Raw genomic sequence first — 17433 nt, 5'->3', positions numbered from 1 at the left:
TCCGCGGGCGGAGAAGTGGACTACGACTGGCTCGCTGCCACCCAGCGTTCCAGCGTTCGCTTCGCCGCCCCCGAGTCGATCGCTTCCGCCGCCTTCGCCATCGCGGCGCGGAGCTGGTCCGCGAGCGGTGCGTCGGTCGGGGACAGGGCGACGAGGGCCGCCGCGGAGTTCAGGAGCACGGCGTCCCGTACGGGCCCCGTCTCGCCGTTGAGCAGGCGACGGGCGACGTCCGCGTTGTAGGACGCGTCGGCGCCGCGCAGGGCCTCCACGGGGACGAGTTCGAGGCCGACGTCACGCGGGTCGAAGCGCTCCTCGGTGACCTTGCCGTCGCGGACGATCCAGACCCGGGACGTCGCGGTGGTGGTCAGTTCGTCCAGGCCGTCGTCGCCGCGAAAGACGAGCGAGGAGTTGCCGCGCTCGGCGAACACGCCCGCCACGATCGGCGCCATCCGCAGGTCCGCGACCCCGACGGCCTGTGCCTTCACCCGCGCCGGGTTCGTCAGCGGACCCAGCACGTTGAACGTGGTCCGGATCCCCAACTGCCCCCGCGCCGCCGCGACATGACGCAGCGCCGGGTGGAACTTCACCGCGAAGCAGAAGGTGATCCCGGCCTCCTCCGCGACCTCGGCCACCCGCTTCGTCGTCAGGTCCAGATTGACGCCGAGCTTCTCCAGGACGTCCGAGGCACCGGACGCGGAGGACGCGGCCCGGTTGCCGTGCTTGACGACCTTGGCGCCGGTCCCGGCCACGACGATCGACGACATCGTGGAGATGTTCACCGTCTTCGCGCCGTCACCGCCCGTACCGACGATGTCGACCGTGTCCCCCGGCACCTCGATCACATTGGCGTGCTCGTACATCGTCCGGACGAGACCGGAGATCTCCTCGACCGTCTCGCCCTTGGCCCGCAGCGCCACCGCGAACCCGGCGATCTGCGCGTCCGTCGCCTCGCCGCTCATGATCCGGTCCATCGCCCAGGCCGTGTCGTCCGCGCTCTGGTCGCGGCCCTCGAGCAGGCCGTTCAGCACCACGGGCCAGGAACGGCCCGCCGCGGTGTTGCCTCCAGCGGGGTTCACAGCGCTCATAAGCCGCTCCTGGGTCCGTCGTCCCGGCAAAGGGACTCCTTGTGTAGATGGGAACACCCTATCCAGGCCCGGAGACGGCAAAGAGCCCCCGTCCAGGCAATGGACGGAGGCTCTCGCCGTGGCGATCAGTAAAGACCGGTCAACCGGTCGGAAGATCAGTGGTGGCCGTGGCCGCTCGTGATCTCCTTGTACTCCTCGACCGTGGGCTTGGGGATCTGGCTTTCCTCCCCGTAGAAGCCCTCGCTGAGCTTGGAGCGCAGCCGCTCCGAACCCTTCACCTTGCGCTCGACACCGTTCTCGTCGACCGTCGCGCCGATCTCGGCGGGCTGGTACTGCTCGTGCGCCGTGAGCGTGTGCAGGGCCTCCTGGCTGAGCGGCTCGTGCACCTCGATGAACTCACCGTGCGGCAGGCGCTTGATGATGCCCGACTCGCGGCCGTGCAGCACCTTGTCCTTGTCGCGGCGCTGGAGGCCGAGGCAGATCCGCTTGGTGATGACGAACACGATGACCGGCACGACGAAGAAGCTGATGCGCACGAACCAGGTGATCGAGTTGATCGACAGGTGGAAGTGCGTGGCCCAGATGTCGTTGCCACCACCGACGAGCAGGACGAAGTACCAGCTGATCCAGGCGGCACCGAACGCGGTCCGGGTCGGGACGTTGCGCGGGCGGTCCAGGATGTGGTGCTCACGTTTGTCGCCGGTGACCCAGGACTCGATGAACGGGTAGACCGCGATCGCGACCAGGACCAGCGGGAAGATCACCAGCGGGATGAACACGCCAAGGACGAGCGTGTGACCCCAGACGTTGATCTCCCAGCCCGGCATGACACGGATCAGACCCTCGGAGAAGCCCATGTACCAGTCGGGCTGGGCGCCCGTGGACACCATGTCCGGACGGTAGGGGCCCATGGTCCAGATCGGGTTGATCGAGGCGATCGCCGCGATGGCCGCGATGACACCGAAGACCAGGAAGAAGAAGCCTCCGGCCTTGGCCATGTAGACCGGCAGCAGCGGCATGCCGACGACGTTGTTGTTCGTCTTTCCGGGGCCCGCGAACTGCGTGTGCTTGTGGTAGAAGACCAGGATCAGGTGGCCGACCACCAGGCCGAGCATGATGCCCGGCAGCAGCAGGATGTGGACCGAGTAGAACCGCGCGACGAAGTCGCCGCCCGGGAACTGGCCGCCGAAGAGGAAGAACGCCAGGTACGTGCCGACGACCGGCACGGACAGGACCGCGCCTTCCATGAAGCGGACACCGGTGCCGGAGAGCAGGTCGTCCGGGAGCGAGTAACCGGTGAAGCCGGTGAACATGCCCAGGACGAACAGCAGGAAGCCGAACAGCCAGTTGACCTCACGCGGCTTGCGGAACGCACCCGTGAAGAACACGCGCATCATGTGCACGAACATGCCGGCGAGGAAGATCAGCGCCGCCCAGTGGTGGATCTGCCGGACCAGCAGACCACCGCGCACCTCGAAGGAGATGTGCATGGTCGAGTTGAACGCCTCGGACATCAGCTGTCCCTGCAGGGGGACATAGCTGCCGTGGTACGTGACCTCGTTCATCGACGGGTGGAAGAACAGCGTCAGGTACACACCCGTGAGGATGATGATGATGAAGCTGTAGAGGCAGATCTCACCCAGCATGAACGACCAGTGGTCGGGGAAGATCTTGCGCATGTTGGACTTGGCCAGGGAGTAGATCCCGAGCCGTCCGTCGGCCCAGTCGGCGACTTTCTCGCCGGCCGGGGCCTTCTCGCGCGAGGGGCGCGAGTCGGAAGTGGTGGTAGTGCTCATCCGCGCTCCCAGAAGGCAGGACCGACGGGCTCTTCGAAGTCGCCGAGCGCTTCGAGGTAGCCCTGTTCGTTCACGCCGATGCGCAGCTGCGGCAGGGCGTGACCGGCCGGGCCGAAGATCACTCGGGCACCGTCGGAGAGGTCGAAGGTGGACTGGTGGCAGGGGCAGAGCACGTGGTGCGTCTGCTGCTCGTACAGGGAGATCGGGCAACCGACGTGGGTGCAGATCTTCGAGTACGCCACGATGCCCTCGTGTGACCAGGCGAGCTCACGCTTGTCCTTGATGTTCTCCGGCTGGAGCCGGACGATCATCAGGGCCGCCTTGGCGATCTGGAGCTGGAAGTCCTCGTCGTGCTCCTCCAGGCCCTCGGGCTTGGCGAAGGTGAGCGAGCCGACGGCGACGTCGGAGGCGCGCAGCGGCTCGTTCGTGTTCATGTTGACGAGCAGCTTGCCCTTGGACCAGAGCGTGTGGCGCAGCTTGGTGCCGGGCAGCGGGCCCAGGTCGCGCAGCAGCATGACACCGGAGAGCGGGAACAGGGCCAGCGCGCCGAACATCGTGTTGCGGATCAGCTTGCGGCGGCCGAGCGCCGACTCCTTGGCGCCCTGCTTGAAGTCGGCCAGGACCTTGGCCTTGACCTCGGGCTCCGCCTCGATCGGGTGACGCTGGTCGGCGATCTCCACGTCGGACATCAGGGTGCGGGCCCAGTGGACCGCGCCCGCGCCGATCGCGAACAGCGCCACACCGAGGGTCATCCCCAGCGCGAAGTTCAGCGCGCTGATGTGCCCGAGCGGGAAGACGAAGATCGACTCGTCCCTCGGGATCGCCACGTACGAGGCGATGAAGCCGACGGTGGCCAGCATCGACAACGTGAACAGCATGGCGACGACGCGCTCGGACCGCTTGGCGGCCCGCTCGTCGATGTCCTGGATGCGGGGCTCGTGGGGCGGCAGCCCCGGGTCCGCGAACGGGTTGGTCTCGTCCGCGAGGGCTACCGCGCCGTGACCGTGCTCGTCGACCTGCTCAGCGGGCAGGTTCTCTTCTGGAATGTCTTGGCTACTCATGACTTCTTGGCCTTTGCGGTCCGAGCGGCGACCCAGACGGCGACGGCGACCAGGGCGCCAAGACCGAAGATCCAGCCGAAGAGGCCTTCACTGACCGGCCCGAGGCCGCCCAGCTCCAGACCGCCGGGGCTCTCGGTGTCGTCACCGTTGACCGCGTTGAGGTACGCGATGATGTCCTTCTTGTTCTTCTCCGACAGCGTGGTGTCGGGGAAGGACGGCATGTTCTGCGGGCCCGTCTGCATGGCCTCGTAGATGTGCTTGGGGTCGACACCCTCAAGGCTCGGCGCGAACTTGCCGTGCGTCAGCGCGCCGCCCTTGCCGGTGAAGTTGTGGCACTGCGCGCAGTTCGTACGGAAGAGCTCGCCGCCCTTGGCGATGTCCGCACCCTCGGGGCTGACCTGGCTCTTCGTCGGAATCGTGGGACCGGCGCCGAGCGAGGCGATGTACGCCGCGAGCTGGTCGATCTCGGCCTGCGAGTAGATGACCTTCTTGCGCGGGATCTGAGCGCCCGGCTGCTGGGCCGGCATACGGCCGGTGCCGACCTGGAAGTCGACCGCCGCGGCGCCCACGCCCACCAGGCTCGGCCCGTCGGAGGACCCCTGACCGCCGGTTCCGTGGCAGCTGGCGCAGCCCACGGAGTAGAGCTTCTTGCCCTCGTCGATGGCAAGGGACTGGGCGGTCGTATCGGCCTGAGCCTTGCTCGCGGGTGCGAACGCGGCGTACAGCCCCCCGGTGGCCGCCAGCGCGAGGAGTAGGACGACGACCGCCGCCAGCGGATGGCGTCGTCGTGCGGAGAGCTTTTTCACGGATTACCCCGGTGTCAGGATCTTCTGCGTCGATGCTTCTGGAAATGGATCGGTTCGTCGCGTGCGATCGGTTCGCCGCGGACGCCGCCCGGTTACTTGATCAAGTAGATCGTGGCGAAGAGGCCGATCCAGACGACATCGACGAAGTGCCAGTAGTAGGACACGACGATGGCGGCGGTCGCCTGCTCGTGAGTGAACCTCTTGGCCGCGTAGGTGCGGCCGAGGACGAACAGGAAGGCGATGAGGCCACCCGTCACGTGCAGGCCGTGGAAGCCGGTGGTCAGGTAGAACACCGAGCCGTACGGGTCGGAGGAGAGCGAGAGCCCGTCCTTCTTGACCAGCTCGGTGTACTCGAAGATCTGACCACCGATGAAGATCGCACCCATCACGAACGTGACGCTGAACCACATCCGGAGCTTCTTCACGTCCCCGCGCTCGGCGGCGAAGACGCCGAGCTGGCAGGTCAGGGAGGAGAGCACCAGGATCGTGGTGTTCGAGGCCGAGAACGGGATGTTGAGATGGCTCGCCATCTCTTTCCAGTGATCCGGCCCGGTCACCGATCGCAGGGTGAAGTACATCGCGAAGAGGGCCGCGAAGAACATCAGCTCGGAACTCAGCCAGATGATGGTTCCGACGCTGGTGAGGTTCGGTCGATTGACCGACGGGTGCGCGTGCCCGGTTTCTACTGTCGTTGCTGTCGCCACGACCGACATTATGTCGGTCGCTTATCCCGCCCTCACGCCCGGGGGTGCCGTTCGGGGTGTTGATGGGGTGTGTCCTGCCCGTATGGCCCATCGAAGCCCTGTCCGAACCGGTGTTGACGAGGTGTTCGAGGGGGTAGCATCCGCGCCATCGGTACCAGGAGTTCCCGACCAATGCTGTGCTTCTTAGATGCGTGGAGGAACAATGCAGCCGACCGCCACGGTGCTGGTCTACAGCGACGACTCCAACACCCGGGGGCAGGTGCGGCTGGCGACCGGTCGCAGACCGGCCCCCGACGTTCCCCAGGTCGAGTTCATCGAGTGCGCCACGCCCGCCGCCGTCCTGACGGAGCTGGACAAGGGCGGGATCGACGTCTGTGTGCTGGACGGCGAGGCGGTTCCGATGGGCGGCATGGGCGTCTGCCGGCAGATCAAGGACGAGATCTTCAACTGCCCGCCCGTGCTGGTGCTCATCGGGCGGCCTCAGGACGCCTGGCTGGCCACGTGGAGCCGTGCGGACGCGGCGGTGACCCTTCCGGTGGATCCGGTCGAGTTCGCCTCCGCATTGGCCTCGCTGCTCCGCCGCAAGGCCCTTTTGGGCGCCTGAGAGCTCGGTCCGCCACGCAGTCCGGCGTCTGCAGGTGATTCGTGGTTGCTCGCGCCCCGCGGCGGAGCCGCAACAGCACGCAGCCCCGCGCCCCTTTCGGGGCGCGGGACAGGATCTCAAACGCTCTCCGGGCGCAGCCTCGCCCGGTCCATCGGCTTCGGGCCCTCCGGGGTGCCCGCTGTCAGGGCGCTGCCGTTGCGCCAGTCCTTCCAGTCGACGTTCCAGTCGCCGAAGCCGTTGTTGAACGGGGTCATCGCGTCGCCGTTGGAGTTCTGGACCTTCACGATGTCGCCCGGGCGGACGTTCTTGTAGAACCACTCGGCGTTGCTGGTGCTCATCCCCGTGCAGCCGTGGCTGACGTTGGCGGACCCCTGCTCCCCCACCGACCAGGGCGCGGCGTGCACGTACTCGCCGCTCCAGGTGACCCGGGTCGCCCAGTAGACGGGCAGGTCGTAGGAGTCCGCGCTGCCCTCGGCGATGCCGACGGTGGTACCGCGCATGCGTACGTAGGGTTCCTTGCTCAGCACGACCTTGACGCCGTTGCGGGTCTCATAACCCGGCTTGCCGGTGGTGACGGGGATCTGGTTGATCACCTGGTCGTTCCGGTAGATCGTCATGGAGTGCGCGGCGGCGTCCGTGACGGCGACGAAGCGGTCCCCGGTGGTGAGCGTCAGGGGCTTCACGTCGCCGCCCCAGAGCCGGTCGGCGACCTTGATGCCCTTGAGGTTGCTGTGGACCTGGATGGTGGCGTGGATGGGCCAGTACTCCTTGGGGCGGTAGTGCAGCGTCTTGTCGTCCACCCAGTGCCAGGCGCCCTCCGTGGCGGGCAAGGAGTCGACCTTCAGGGCGCCCTCGACGATCGCGCGGGCGGCCTTGTCCTTGACCGGGGCGCTGAGTTCGGCGGTGATGGGCTGACCGACGCCGTACTCGCCCGAGACGGGCCCCAGGGTCACGCCCAGGGGCTTGTTCGTGGTGGGCGCGGTCGTCTCGAAGTCGACGATCTGACGTCCGGGTGCGCCGTCCTCGTCCTCCGTGCTCACGTGCACCGTGTAGTGGGCGCCCGCGGCCAGCGGTGAGGTGCTGTGCCATCGGGTGCCGTCGGCGGCGAGTTCGCCGGCCACATAGCGCCCCGACGCGTCGACGGCCGTCACATCGGTGATGCGCTCGTCGTCGCCCTTGGAGGTGATTTCCAGGGGCTTGTCCGGGTCGACCTTGCGGCTGTCGCCGGCCACGTCGGTGAAGGAGAGCTGACCCGCCGCGTCGTACGGCCTGGCGGAGAGCGGGTGGCCGCTTCCGCCGCAGGCAGCGGCGGCCGCGCCGAGGGCGACCACCAGCGTGGTGCGGCTGACGACCGTGCGGATTCGCGGTGCGTGATTCATGGACTCACGCTATGAACACCCGTCAACCATGGCGCGGCGAGTGAGCCGTGCGGGGGATGCGACGTGCGGCAAAAGAGGAAGCCCGGACTCTCCGTCAGGAGAATCCGGGCTTCCGGGGTGTCCAGCGATCGCTACGGGACCGCGAGCGTGCTACTGGGTGCGGTTCTCACCGTGGTAGTACTCGAAGACCCAGCCCCACAGGCCGATCAGGATGAGCGGGAACCCGAAGTACAGCAGCCACCAGCCGAAGACGACGGCCATGAAGGCGAGCGCGCCGCCGACACCGAGCGCGAGCGGCTGCCAGCTGTGCGGGCTGAAGAAGCCCACCTCGCCGGCCTCGTCCGCGACATCGGCCTCGTCGTTGTCCTGCGCCAGCTGGTCGACCCGCCGGGCCGTGAAGGCCAGGTAGTAGCCGATCATGACGCTCAGGCCGAAGGCCAGGAAGAGCGCCGTGGTACCGGCCGGCTCCTTCGACCACACGCCATAGACGATCGCCATGACGAGGATGAAGGCAGCCAGCCAGAGGAACATCTTGCCTTGGACCTTCACTTGCCGGCCTCCTTGCCACCAGCGAGGGCCTTCTCACCGTGACCGGCGTTCTCGAGCTGGTCGAGAGCGGCGATCTCCGGGTGGTGCAGGTCGAAGGCCGGGGATTCGGAACGGATCCGCGGCAGCGTGAGGAAGTTGTGGCGCGGCGGCGGGCAGGACGTGGCCCACTCCAGCGAGCGGCCGTAACCCCACGGGTCGTCGACCTCGACCTTCTTGCCGTACTTGGCGGTCTTCCACACGTTGTAGAAGAACGGCAGGATCGACAGGCCGAGCAGGAACGAGCTGATCGTCGAGATCGTGTTCAGCGCGGTGAAGCCGTCGGCGGCGAGGTAGTCCGCGTAGCGACGCGGCATGCCCTCGACACCCAGCCAGTGCTGCACCAGGAACGTGCCGTGGAAGCCCACGAACAACGTCCAGAAGGTGATCTTTCCGAGGCGCTCGTCCAGCATCTTGCCGGTGAACTTCGGCCACCAGAAGTGGAATCCGGAGAACATCGCGAACACGACCGTACCGAAGATCACGTAGTGGAAATGCGCCACCACGAAGTACGAGTCCGAGACGTGGAAGTCCATCGGCGGCGAGGCCAGGATGACACCGGTCAGACCACCGAAGGTGAAGGTGATCAGGAAGCCGACCGCCCAGAGCATCGGGGTCTCGAAACTCAAGGACCCCTTCCACATCGTTCCGATCCAGTTGAAGAACTTCACGCCCGTCGGCACGGCGATGAGGAACGTCATGAAGGAGAAGAACGGGAGCAGTACGCCACCGGTGACGTACATGTGGTGCGCCCACACGGTCACGGACAGACCGGCGATGGAGATCGTCGCGGCGATCAGGCCCATGTAGCCGAACATCGGCTTGCGGGAGAACACCGGGATGACTTCGGAGATGATTCCGAAGAATGGTAGAGCGATGATGTACACCTCTGGATGGCCGAAGAACCAGAAGAGGTGTTGCCATAGCAAGGCTCCGCCATTGGCGGCGTCGAACACATGCGCACCGAATTTTCGGTCCGCCTCCAGCGCGAACAGCGCCGCCGCCAGCACGGGGAAGGCCAGCAGCACCAGCACCGCGGTGAGCAGCACGTTCCACACGAAGATCGGCATGCGGAACATCGTCATGCCCGGGGCGCGCATGCAGATGATGGTCGTGATGAAGTTGACCGCACCGAGGATCGTGCCGAAGCCGGAGAAGGCCAGACCCATGATCCACATGTCGGCGCCGACGCCCGGCGAGCGGACCGCGTCCGACAGCGGGCTGTAGGCGAACCAGCCGAAGTCGGCCGCGCCCTGCGGGGTGAGGAAGCCACCGACCGCGATGAGCGAGCCGAACAGGTAGAGCCAGTAGGCGAACATGTTCAGCCGCGGGAACGCCACGTCGGGCGCGCCGATCTGCAGCGGCATGATCCAGTTGGTGAAACCGGCGAACAGCGGCGTCGCGAACATCAGCAGCATGATCGTGCCATGCATCGTGAACGCCTGGTTGAACTGCTCGTTCGACATGATCTGCGTACCGGGGCGCGCCAGTTCGGCGCGCATCAGCAGCGCCATGACGCCACCGATGCAGAAGAACGCGAACGACGTGACGAGGTAGAGCGTGCCGATCGTCTTGTGGTCAGTGGTGGTGAGCCACTTGATCACGACGTTGCCCGGCTGCTTGCGCCGCACCGGCAGCTCGTTCTCGTACGAGTCTTCGGCTGCCCCGGCACCCTGAGGTTCGTTGAGGATGCTCACAGGTTGTTCGTCTCCCGGTTCTTCTCGTGGCCCGTCTGCTCAATGCCGGCCGGGACGTAACCGGTCTGTCCCTGCGCCGCGAGCTGCTTGAGGTGGGCCTCGTAGCGCTCGGGGGAGACGACCTTCACGTTGAAGAGCATCCGGGAGTGGTCGACGCCGCACAGCTCGGCGCACTTGCCCAGGAAGGTGCCCTCCTTGTTGGGGGTCACCTGGAAGGAGTTGGTGTGGCCCGGGATGACGTCCATCTTCATCAGGAACGGCACCACCCAGAAGGAGTGGATGACGTCACGCGAAGTGAGGACGAAGCGGACCGTCTTGCCCTTGGGTAGCCAGAGGGTCGGACCGGGGTTGCCCGTCTGCGGGTTCCGCTCACCCGGCGTACCGACCTCGTAGACACCGCCGGCGTTCGCCGGGAAGTCCTTCTTGAACCGGTCCGGAATGGCCTTCAGGTTCGGGTCGATCTTGGCGTTGCCGGTGACACCGGGAACGTCCTCGATGTAGTTGAAGCCCCAGCTCCACTGATAGCCGACCACGTTGACCGTGACGTCCGGCTTCGGCTTGAGGCTGAGGAGCTTCGTCTCGTCGCGGGCGGTGAAGTAGAACAGCACCGAGACGATGATGAGCGGGACCACCGTGTACAGCGCCTCGATGGGCATGTTGTACCGGGTCTGCGGAGGAACTTCGACCTTGGTGCGACTGCGCCGGTGGAAGAACACACTCCACAGGATCAGGCCCCACACCAGCACGCCAACGGCGAGCGCGGCCGCCCAGGACCCCTGCCACAGGGAGAGGATCCGCGGACCCTCTTCCGTGGTCGGGGTGGGCATACCAAGGCGGGGGAAGTCCTTGTATGTGCAACCGGTGGCGGTCGCCAGGACCAGGCCCGCAGTCAGTGCCTGCAGCAGCTTCCGCCGCATCGGGCGCCGCGGCGAGCGGTCGGAGCCGTTGGGACTCACGTAGCGCCTTCCCGAGAGTCTCGCCCGCGCGGTTGGCTGCGGCCTTCTCGCTGGTCGGTCGCCGCCCTGCGTCGGGCAGGGGTTTGGATGTTTATGCGGACCAAACCCTACTGGACGCTATTTGGGGTCGCGCGGGGAGGGTGCCCAACGCGCCGCGGGTCACTCTGAAGGGGTGGGATGCCCCGCCCTGGGTCGCTTTCTGACGGGGGGTTCGGGCGCCTCATAGCCCGGTCGACCAGGTCCTTCGGCGGCTGCGGGCTCGTTGTGGCTTGTCACGCCGTTCCTCGCGCCCCTTTGGGGCGCTGGTGTGAGCGGGGCTTTAGCGTTGGGGTGTGGCCTACTTCGATGCTGCTTCCGCTGCTCCTCTTCATCCCGTCGCCCGGCAGGCCCTGCAGGCCTCGCTCGACGAGGGGTGGGCCGATCCCTCGCGGCTCTACCGGGAGGGACGACGGGCCCGGCTGTTGCTCGACGCGGCGCGCGAGGCGGCGGCCGAGGCGGTGGGGTGCCGCCCGGACGAGCTGACCTTCACCTCGTCCGGCACCCGGGCGGTGCACTCCGGGATCGAGGGTGCGTTGGCGGGCCGCCGGCGCGTCGGACGCCACCTGATCGTGTCAGCCGTCGAACACTCGTCGGTACTCCATTCGGCAGAGGTCCACGAGACGGCGGGCGGCTCGGTGACGACGGTGCCCGTCGACCGCGCGGGCACCGTCTCCCCTTCCTCCTACGCCGCCGCCATGCGCCCCGACACCGCGCTCGCGTGCCTCCAGTCCGCCAACCACGAGGTGGGCACGGAGCAGCCGGTGCGAGAGGTCGCGGAGGCGTGCCGGGCGGCGGGGGTGCCGCTGTTGGTGGACGCGGCGCAGTCACTGCCCTGGCGCCGGGTGGAGGGCGACTGGTCCCTCCTGACGGCAAGTGCCCACAAATGGGGCGGCCCTTCGGGGGTCGGACTGCTCGTCGTGCGCAAGGGGGTGCGGTTCGCTCCCCAAGGGCCCGTGGACGAGCGGGAGTCGGGGCGGGCGGCGGGCTTCGAGAACATCCCGGCCGTGGTGGCCGCGGCGGCGTCGCTGCGGGCGGTACGGGCGGAGGCGGCCGCGGAGGCCGCGCGCCTGCGGGAACTGACGGAACGGATTCGCGTACGGGTGCCCGAACTGGTCCCGGACGTGGAGGTGGTCGGGGACGCGGTTCACCGTCTCCCGGGGATCGTCACCTTCTCCTGCCTGTACGTCGACGGGGAGACGCTCCTGCACGAACTGGACCGGGCGGGTTTCTCCGTCTCCTCAGGCTCCTCCTGCACGAGCAGCACACTGACCCCGAGCCATGTCCTGAAGGCGATGGGCGTCCTGAGCGAGGGCAACGTCCGAATCTCGCTGCCGCCGGGTACGCCGTCCGAGGATGTCGACCGGTTCCTGTCGGTGCTGCCGGACGTGGTCGCGGACGTACGCGAGAAACTCGGCGCCCCGACGGCGCCGGCGCCGCCCTCCCCGTCCCCCTCCGACTCCGACGCGCTCGTGGTGGACTCCCTCGGCAAGCGCTGCCCCATCCCGGTCATCGAACTGGCCAAGGTCATCGGGGACGTGCCGGTGGGCGGCACGGTTCGCGTCCTCTCGGACGACGAGGCCGCCCGGCTGGACATCCCGGCGTGGTGCGAGATGCGGGGGCAGGAGTACGTCGGGGAGGAGCCGGCGGACCACGGCTTCGCCTATGTGGTCCGCCGGGTGTCCTAGGCGGTCGGCCGGAAGGGTGTCCTGATCAGACGGGGCGGGCCCGGACCTCGGTGATCAGGCCAGGTGGGCCCGGACCTCGATGGCCGCGTCGTCGCCGTACGCCTTGGTGAAGCGGTCCATGAAGTGGGCGCGGCGGAGCTGGTACTCCTGGGTGCCGACCGTCTCGATGACCAGCGTCGCGAGCATGCAGCCGACCTGGGCGGCGCGCTCCAGGGAGACTCCCCAGGCGAGGCCGGAGAGGAAACCGGCGCGGAACGCGTCGCCGACGCCCGTCGGGTCCGCCTTGCGCTCCTCGTCCGGGCAGCCGACCTCGATCGGGTCCTCGCCGGCCCGCTCGATGCGCACACCCTGTGCGCCGAGGGTCGTCACACGGTGACCGACCTTCGACAGGATCTCCTCGTCGCTCCAGCCGGTCTTGGACTCGATGAGCCCCTTCTCGTACTCGTTGGAGAAGAGGTAGGTCGCCCCGTCCAGCAGTATCCGGATCTCGTCGCCGTTCATACGGGCGATCTGCTGCGAGAAGTCCGCGGCGAAGGCGATCGTGCGGGAGCGGCACTCCTCCGTGTGGCGGAGCATCGCCTCCGGGTCGTCGGCGCCGATCAGGACGAGGTCGAGGCCGCCGACCCGGTCCGCGACCGACTTGAGCTCGATCAGCCGGGCCTCGCTCATCGCGCCCGTGTAGAAGGAGCCGATCTGGTTGTGGTCGGAGTCCGTGGTGCACACGAAGCGCGCGGTGTGCAGCACCTCGGAGATCCGGACCGAGTCGGTGTCGACGCCGTGGCGGTCGAGCCACGCCCGGTACTCGTCGAAGTCGGAGCCCGCGGCCCCGACCAGGATCGGCCGGGTGCCCAGCTGTCCCATGCCGAAGGCGATGTTCGCGCCGACGCCACCCCGGCGTACGTCGAGGTTGTCGACCAGGAAGGAGAGGGAGACCGTGTGCAGCTGGTCCGCGACGAACTGGTCGGCGAAACGGCCGGGGAAGGTCATGAGGTGGTCAGTGGCGATGGAGCCGGTGACTGCGATACGCACGGCGAGGACACGCTCCTGCGACGGAAGGGGATTGACAGTTCACGCTACCCGGTCGACACGTGCCCTCTGAAGCGGTCAAAACTACCCGATAGTAGGTCTTTCTTCGTAACGCTCGGCGTGCATACGGTTCCGTCATGACGAACCTCAAGGTCCACGGCTCCGCTCCGCACGACTTCGAAGGCGACCTGGCGTCGCTGCGCGGCGACGGCGCCATGGCTCGGCACTGGGCGGCACCGGACCCGATCATCTCCCGTCCCGACCTTCCCGTGTCCCCGTCGCGCATCCACGGGGTGACCGTGCCTCCCGCGTCCGCCCGCCTGCTGGACGCGATGTCCGACTACGGCGACTGACAGGACCCGAAAGGATCTCGAAAAGGGCGGCCCCGAACGGCGCCCGCAGGGAACCGTGCGCTCCCCCGCTGCGTCCCATCGCTGTCCCCCGTATAGGGGATGCGGTGTACGACCAGAAGGAGCGATGCGGTGAGCACCGAGCGACCCGAGACCGAAGCGCCCGAGCCCCCCGAGGACGGCGGCGAGCAGGCGAAACCGCGCCGCCGCCATTCCCCGGCGGCCGTCGCGTCGGTCGCGGCGGCGGTGCTGCTCGTCGGCGGTGGCGGGGCCTATTTCGCCGCTACCGCGTCCGGCGGCGGGAGCGATCGCGGCCACAGCTCGACCCCCGGCACCGACGGCGCTCCCCCGCCGCTGGCCCTCGACGGCTACACCGAGGGCGGTACGGGTGGCACGGGCGGTACGGGGGACATCGCGCCCGGTGAGCCCAACCCCTACGGCGCGACCTACCACGCGGACGGCACCCTGCCCGCCGGCCCGGACTCCGCGCCCGTCTACGCGGCGAAGGGCGAGGTCACGGCGACCGAGGTGGCCCGCCTCGCGAAGGCCCTCGACATCGCGGGCACCCCGAAGCTCAGCGGCGAGACCTGGAAGGTCGGCCAGGACAAGGACGGCTCGGGACCCAGCCTCCAGGTGAACCAGCGGGCCCCCGGGACCTGGACGTTCAGCCGGTATGCGCCCGGCACCGACAACTGCAAGGGCGCGGTGTGCAGGAGCGACCCCGGCTCCCCGAGCAGCCACGCGGTGACCGAGGCCGCCGCGAAGAAGGCCGCCGTGCCCGTGCTGAAGGCGCTGGGCCAGGACGACGCCAAGCTGGACGCGAGCGAGCTCATGGGCGCCGTACGGGTGGTCAACGCGGACCCGAAGGTCGGAGGCCTGCCCACGTACGGCTGGACGACCGGCGTCCAGGTCGGCCCGGACGGCCAGGTGGTGGGCGGCAACGGTCTGTTGAAGACGCCGGTCAAGGGCGACACGTATCCCGTGATCAGCGCGCGCAAGACCCTGGACCTGATGAACAGCCCAGCCTCCCTCGCGACGCCGGGCGGCGGGCACATGGGACCCGGCGGCTGCGCCAGTGCCGTACCGCTGAAGGACCGTGACGAGACGCCGTGCGGCGCGTCGACTGCGGTGCCGAAGCGGGAGTCGGTGGCCGTCGAGAAGGCCGTCTTCGGGCTGGCCTCGCACTTCGTGTCCGGGCACCAGACGCTGGTGCCTTCCTGGCTGTTCGAAGTACGGCCGACGGGCACGGACTCCGCCTTCACGGTGACGCATCCGGCGCTCGACCCGAAGTACCTGACCTCGCCGGAGCCGACCCGGGCGCCGACACCGACCGTCACCCCCAGCCCGCGGCCGACCGCGGCGCCCACGTCCCGCGACGTCAAGGTGCAGGGCTACACGGCCGACGGCAAGGACCTGACCGTGAGCTTCACGGGCGGGGTGTGCGCGGACTACTCCGCCTCGGCGAGCGAGAGCACGGACAAGGTGACCGTCAAGGTGACCGAGACACCGTGGCAGGGCAAGATCTGCATCCTCATCGCCAAGGTGTACGAGAAGACGGTGCACCTCGACCAGCCGCTCGGAGACCGGAAGGTCGTCGGGTCGGACGGCACGCCGATCCCGGAGGGCAAGGTGACCGGCGCCTCGGTGAAGACGCCTCGGGCGCGATAGGCGCGGGAGCGGTCCGGACCGTTCTGCACCTGGCCCCGGATACGCGAAGGCGGCGTCCCTGTCGGAGGGGGACGCCGCCTTCGTACGCGTTACGCGTTCGGCCGGGACTCAGCTGAAGGAGTCGCCGCAGGCGCAGGAGCCCGTCGCGTTCGGGTTGTCGATCGTGAAGCCCTGCTTCTCGATGGTGTCCACGAAGTCGATGGACGCGCCGCCCAGGTACGGAGCGCTCATGCGGTCGGTGACGACCTTGACGCCACCGAAGTCCTTGACGACATCGCCGTCGAGGGAGCGCTCGTCGAAGAAGAGCTGGTAGCGCAGACCGGAGCAGCCGCCGGGCTGAACGGCGACGCGCAGCGCCAGATCGTCGCGGCCTTCCTGGTCGAGCAGGGCCTTGACCTTGCCCGCGGCGGCGTCGGACAGGATGATGCCGTCGCTCACGGTGGTGGTCTCGTCCGATACGGACATCTGCTTCTCTCCCGGGTTGTTCGGAGACTGCTTGCCGACGTTTGCAACCGCCGGGGCCGCGGATTCATTCCGGGCCGAGAGTCTGTCTTTCCGTGGTCTTTCCGTTCTCTTCTCCCATGCTCGCACACGCGCCGGAGCGCGGACAGCGGCCTGTGGACAACCTCCGGGATTCACGTCACATCGACACTATGGACATCGTCAACATGACGTGAAGCGGTTATGATAGATAGCGTCATTTCGACGAAAAGGCTAGTCCGAATGTCCCGCTGGATCGCCCCCGTGATCCAAGCGAGCCGCAGAACAGAAAGGGTGCGTGTCGTGACCACCGCCCAGACCCAGGAGCTCGACGTACAGCCGACGCCCCTCGCCCTGCTGCTGCTCGGCCGTGAGGCCGACCCGAGGAGCGAGCGCGGCGTGGAGTGTCCCGGAGACCTGCCCTCGCCGTCCGACCCGGACCTCGTGGAGCGCGCCCGCGCGGCCAAGGAGAAACTCGGGGACAAGGTCTTCGTGCTCGGCCACCACTACCAGCGCGACGAGGTCATCCAGTTCGCCGACGTCACGGGCGACTCCTTCAAGCTGGCCCGCGACGCCGCCGCGCGCCCGGAGGCCGAGTACATCGTCTTCTGCGGTGTGCACTTCATGGCGGAGTCCGCGGACATCCTGACGTCCGACGACCAGAAGGTGGTCCTCCCCGACCTCGCCGCGGGCTGCTCCATGGCCGACATGGCGACGGCCGAGCAGGTCGCCGAGTGCTGGGACGTGCTGACCGAGGCCGGGATAGCCGAGCAGGTCGTGCCCGTCTCGTACATGAACTCGTCCGCCGACATCAAGGCGTTCACCGGCAAGCACGGCGGCACGATCTGCACCTCCTCCAATGCCCAGCGGGCCCTGGAGTGGGCGTTCGAGCAGGGCGAGAAGGTCCTCTTCCTCCCCGACCAGCACCTCGGCCGCAACACCGCCGTCCGCGACATGGGGATGAGCCTGGAGGACTGCGTCCTCTACAACCCCCACAAGCCGAACGGCGGCCTCACCGCGGAGCAGCTGCGCGATGCCAAGATGATCCTGTGGCGCGGCCACTGCTCGGTCCACGGCCGCTTCTCGCTGGACTCGGTGAACGACGTCCGCGAGCGCATCCCCGGGGTGAACGTCCTCGTCCACCCCGAGTGCAAGCACGAGGTCGTGTCGGCGGCGGACTACGTCGGCTCCACGGAGTACATCATCAAGGCGCTGGAGGCCGCTCCGGCCGGCTCCAAGTGGGCGATCGGCACGGAGCTGAACCTGGTCCGCCGCCTGGCGAACCGTTTCGCGGCCGAGGACAAGGAGATCGTCTTCCTCGACAAGACGGTCTGCTTCTGCTCCACCATGAACCGCATCGACCTCCCCCACCTGGTGTGGACCCTGGAGTCCCTCGCCGAGGGCAACCTGGTCAACCGCATCGAGGTGGACAAGGAGACGGAGGCGTTCGCGAAGCTGGCGCTGGAGCGGATGCTGGCGCTGCCGTAACTCGGAGATCGCTCCGCCCTCGGG

The 17433-nt window shown here is 68.0% G+C and carries 16 protein-coding genes; 5 read left to right on the top strand and 11 right to left on the bottom strand.

All coding sequences use genetic code 11. From position 1 onward, the window contains the following. Positions 1 to 20: 20 nt before the first annotated feature. The 5 genes from trpD to ctaE all read right to left on the bottom strand — a co-directional run bounded on the left by trpD (position 21) and on the right by ctaE (position 5461). Entirely contained in the window at positions 21 to 1085 is a 1065-nt protein-coding gene (trpD, locus tag SMIR_RS28220; protein ID WP_168490645.1) for an anthranilate phosphoribosyltransferase, read from the bottom strand. Positions 1086 to 1240: 155 nt separating this feature from the next. Further along, positions 1241 to 2881 (bottom strand): cytochrome bc1 complex cytochrome b subunit, encoded by a 1641-nt coding sequence (gene qcrB, locus SMIR_RS28215; protein WP_168490646.1) that lies wholly within the window; start codon positions 2879 to 2881, stop codon positions 1241 to 1243. After that, positions 2878 to 3942, bottom strand: coding sequence for a cytochrome bc1 complex Rieske iron-sulfur subunit (gene qcrA, locus SMIR_RS28210; RefSeq protein ID WP_168490647.1), 1065 nt, complete (start codon positions 3940 to 3942; stop codon positions 2878 to 2880). Before qcrA ends, qcrB begins: the two co-directional genes overlap by 4 nt. Beyond that, on the bottom strand, positions 3939 to 4748 hold the full coding sequence (gene qcrC, locus SMIR_RS28205) for a cytochrome bc1 complex diheme cytochrome c subunit (protein ID WP_101405593.1): 810 nt from the start codon (positions 4746 to 4748) through the stop codon (positions 3939 to 3941). The genes qcrA and qcrC overlap by 4 nt, the downstream gene beginning before the upstream one ends. A 92-nt stretch (positions 4749 to 4840) precedes the next feature. Continuing rightward, complete coding sequence (gene ctaE, locus SMIR_RS28200; protein ID WP_060902037.1) at positions 4841 to 5461, bottom strand: aa3-type cytochrome oxidase subunit III; 621 nt, start codon at positions 5459 to 5461, stop codon at positions 4841 to 4843. 193 nt (positions 5462 to 5654) lie between these two features. On the opposite strand from ctaE, the gene SMIR_RS28195 reads away from it, so the two are divergent. Then, complete coding sequence (locus tag SMIR_RS28195; RefSeq protein WP_075026437.1) at positions 5655 to 6056, top strand: response regulator; 402 nt, start codon at positions 5655 to 5657, stop codon at positions 6054 to 6056. 116 nt (positions 6057 to 6172) lie between these two features. On the opposite strand, the gene SMIR_RS28190 is transcribed toward SMIR_RS28195, so the two are convergent. The 4 genes from SMIR_RS28190 to ctaC form a co-directional block, all read right to left on the bottom strand. Then, positions 6173 to 7435 carry a L,D-transpeptidase gene (locus SMIR_RS28190; RefSeq protein WP_212727539.1) on the bottom strand — a complete coding sequence of 421 codons (1263 nt, stop codon included), beginning with the start codon at positions 7433 to 7435 and terminating at the stop codon, positions 6173 to 6175. Positions 7436 to 7585: 150 nt separating this feature from the next. Next, the gene (ctaF, locus tag SMIR_RS28185; protein WP_168490649.1) at positions 7586 to 7984 is read right to left on the bottom strand and encodes a cytochrome c oxidase subunit 4; all 399 of its coding nucleotides are present in this window, start codon (positions 7982 to 7984) and stop codon (positions 7586 to 7588) included. Further along, positions 7981 to 9717, bottom strand: coding sequence for an aa3-type cytochrome oxidase subunit I (gene ctaD, locus SMIR_RS28180; protein ID WP_054231556.1), 1737 nt, complete (start codon positions 9715 to 9717; stop codon positions 7981 to 7983). The genes ctaF and ctaD overlap by 4 nt, the downstream gene beginning before the upstream one ends. After that, positions 9714 to 10673 (bottom strand): aa3-type cytochrome oxidase subunit II, encoded by a 960-nt coding sequence (gene ctaC / locus SMIR_RS28175; RefSeq protein WP_101405591.1) that lies wholly within the window; start codon positions 10671 to 10673, stop codon positions 9714 to 9716. The genes ctaD and ctaC overlap by 4 nt, the downstream gene beginning before the upstream one ends. Positions 10674 to 11005: 332 nt before the next feature. Between ctaC and SMIR_RS28170 the strand changes: the two genes are divergently transcribed. Next, positions 11006 to 12397: a cysteine desulfurase/sulfurtransferase TusA family protein gene (locus SMIR_RS28170; RefSeq protein ID WP_212727538.1), complete on the top strand. Its 1392-nt coding sequence runs from the start codon at positions 11006 to 11008 to the stop codon at positions 12395 to 12397. Positions 12398 to 12451: 54 nt separating this feature from the next. Here SMIR_RS28170 and SMIR_RS28165 read toward each other — a convergent pair whose 3' ends face one another. Further along, positions 12452 to 13426 (bottom strand): carbohydrate kinase family protein, encoded by a 975-nt coding sequence (locus SMIR_RS28165; protein ID WP_168490651.1) that lies wholly within the window; start codon positions 13424 to 13426, stop codon positions 12452 to 12454. Between the two features lie 134 nt (positions 13427 to 13560). Here SMIR_RS28165 and SMIR_RS28160 point away from each other — a divergent pair, with 134 nt between their 5' ends. Continuing rightward, positions 13561 to 13776, top strand: coding sequence for a hypothetical protein (locus SMIR_RS28160; RefSeq protein ID WP_168490652.1), 216 nt, complete (start codon positions 13561 to 13563; stop codon positions 13774 to 13776). 99 nt (positions 13777 to 13875) lie between these two features. Then, positions 13876 to 15441 carry a hypothetical protein gene (locus SMIR_RS28155; protein WP_212727537.1) on the top strand — a complete coding sequence of 522 codons (1566 nt, stop codon included), beginning with the start codon at positions 13876 to 13878 and terminating at the stop codon, positions 15439 to 15441. Positions 15442 to 15549: 108 nt separating this feature from the next. On the opposite strand, the gene SMIR_RS28150 is transcribed toward SMIR_RS28155, so the two are convergent. Continuing rightward, entirely contained in the window at positions 15550 to 15906 is a 357-nt protein-coding gene (locus SMIR_RS28150; protein ID WP_101405588.1) for a HesB/IscA family protein, read from the bottom strand. Positions 15907 to 16224: 318 nt separating this feature from the next. Here SMIR_RS28150 and nadA point away from each other — a divergent pair, with 318 nt between their 5' ends. Beyond that, positions 16225 to 17409: a quinolinate synthase NadA gene (gene nadA / locus SMIR_RS28145; protein ID WP_067364751.1), complete on the top strand. Its 1185-nt coding sequence runs from the start codon at positions 16225 to 16227 to the stop codon at positions 17407 to 17409. The last annotated feature ends 24 nt before the right edge of the window (positions 17410 to 17433 follow it).

The sequence above is a fragment of the Streptomyces mirabilis genome, from assembly GCF_018310535.1.
Classification (GTDB): domain Bacteria; phylum Actinomycetota; class Actinomycetes; order Streptomycetales; family Streptomycetaceae; genus Streptomyces.
The sequence above is the reverse complement of the archived record's forward strand: the minus strand, read 5'-3'. Positions and strand labels throughout refer to the sequence as shown.

Coding starts and splice junctions, on each gene's coding strand:
- trpD (WP_168490645.1), bottom strand. CDS start 1,085: ATGAGCGCTGTGAACCCCGCTGGAGGCAACACCGCGGCGGGCCGTTCC.
- qcrB (WP_168490646.1), bottom strand. CDS start 2,881: ATGAGCACTACCACCACTTCCGACTCGCGCCCCTCGCGCGAGAAGGCC.
- qcrA (WP_168490647.1), bottom strand. CDS start 3,942: ATGAGTAGCCAAGACATTCCAGAAGAGAACCTGCCCGCTGAGCAGGTC.
- ctaE (WP_060902037.1), bottom strand. CDS start 5,461: ATGTCGGTCGTGGCGACAGCAACGACAGTAGAAACCGGGCACGCGCAC.
- SMIR_RS28195 (WP_075026437.1), top strand. CDS start 5,655: ATGCAGCCGACCGCCACGGTGCTGGTCTACAGCGACGACTCCAACACC.
- SMIR_RS28190 (WP_212727539.1), bottom strand. CDS start 7,435: ATGAATCACGCACCGCGAATCCGCACGGTCGTCAGCCGCACCACGCTG.
- SMIR_RS28160 (WP_168490652.1), top strand. CDS start 13,561: ATGACGAACCTCAAGGTCCACGGCTCCGCTCCGCACGACTTCGAAGGC.
- SMIR_RS28155 (WP_212727537.1), top strand. CDS start 13,876: ATGCGGTGTACGACCAGAAGGAGCGATGCGGTGAGCACCGAGCGACCC.
- SMIR_RS28150 (WP_101405588.1), bottom strand. CDS start 15,906: ATGTCCGTATCGGACGAGACCACCACCGTGAGCGACGGCATCATCCTG.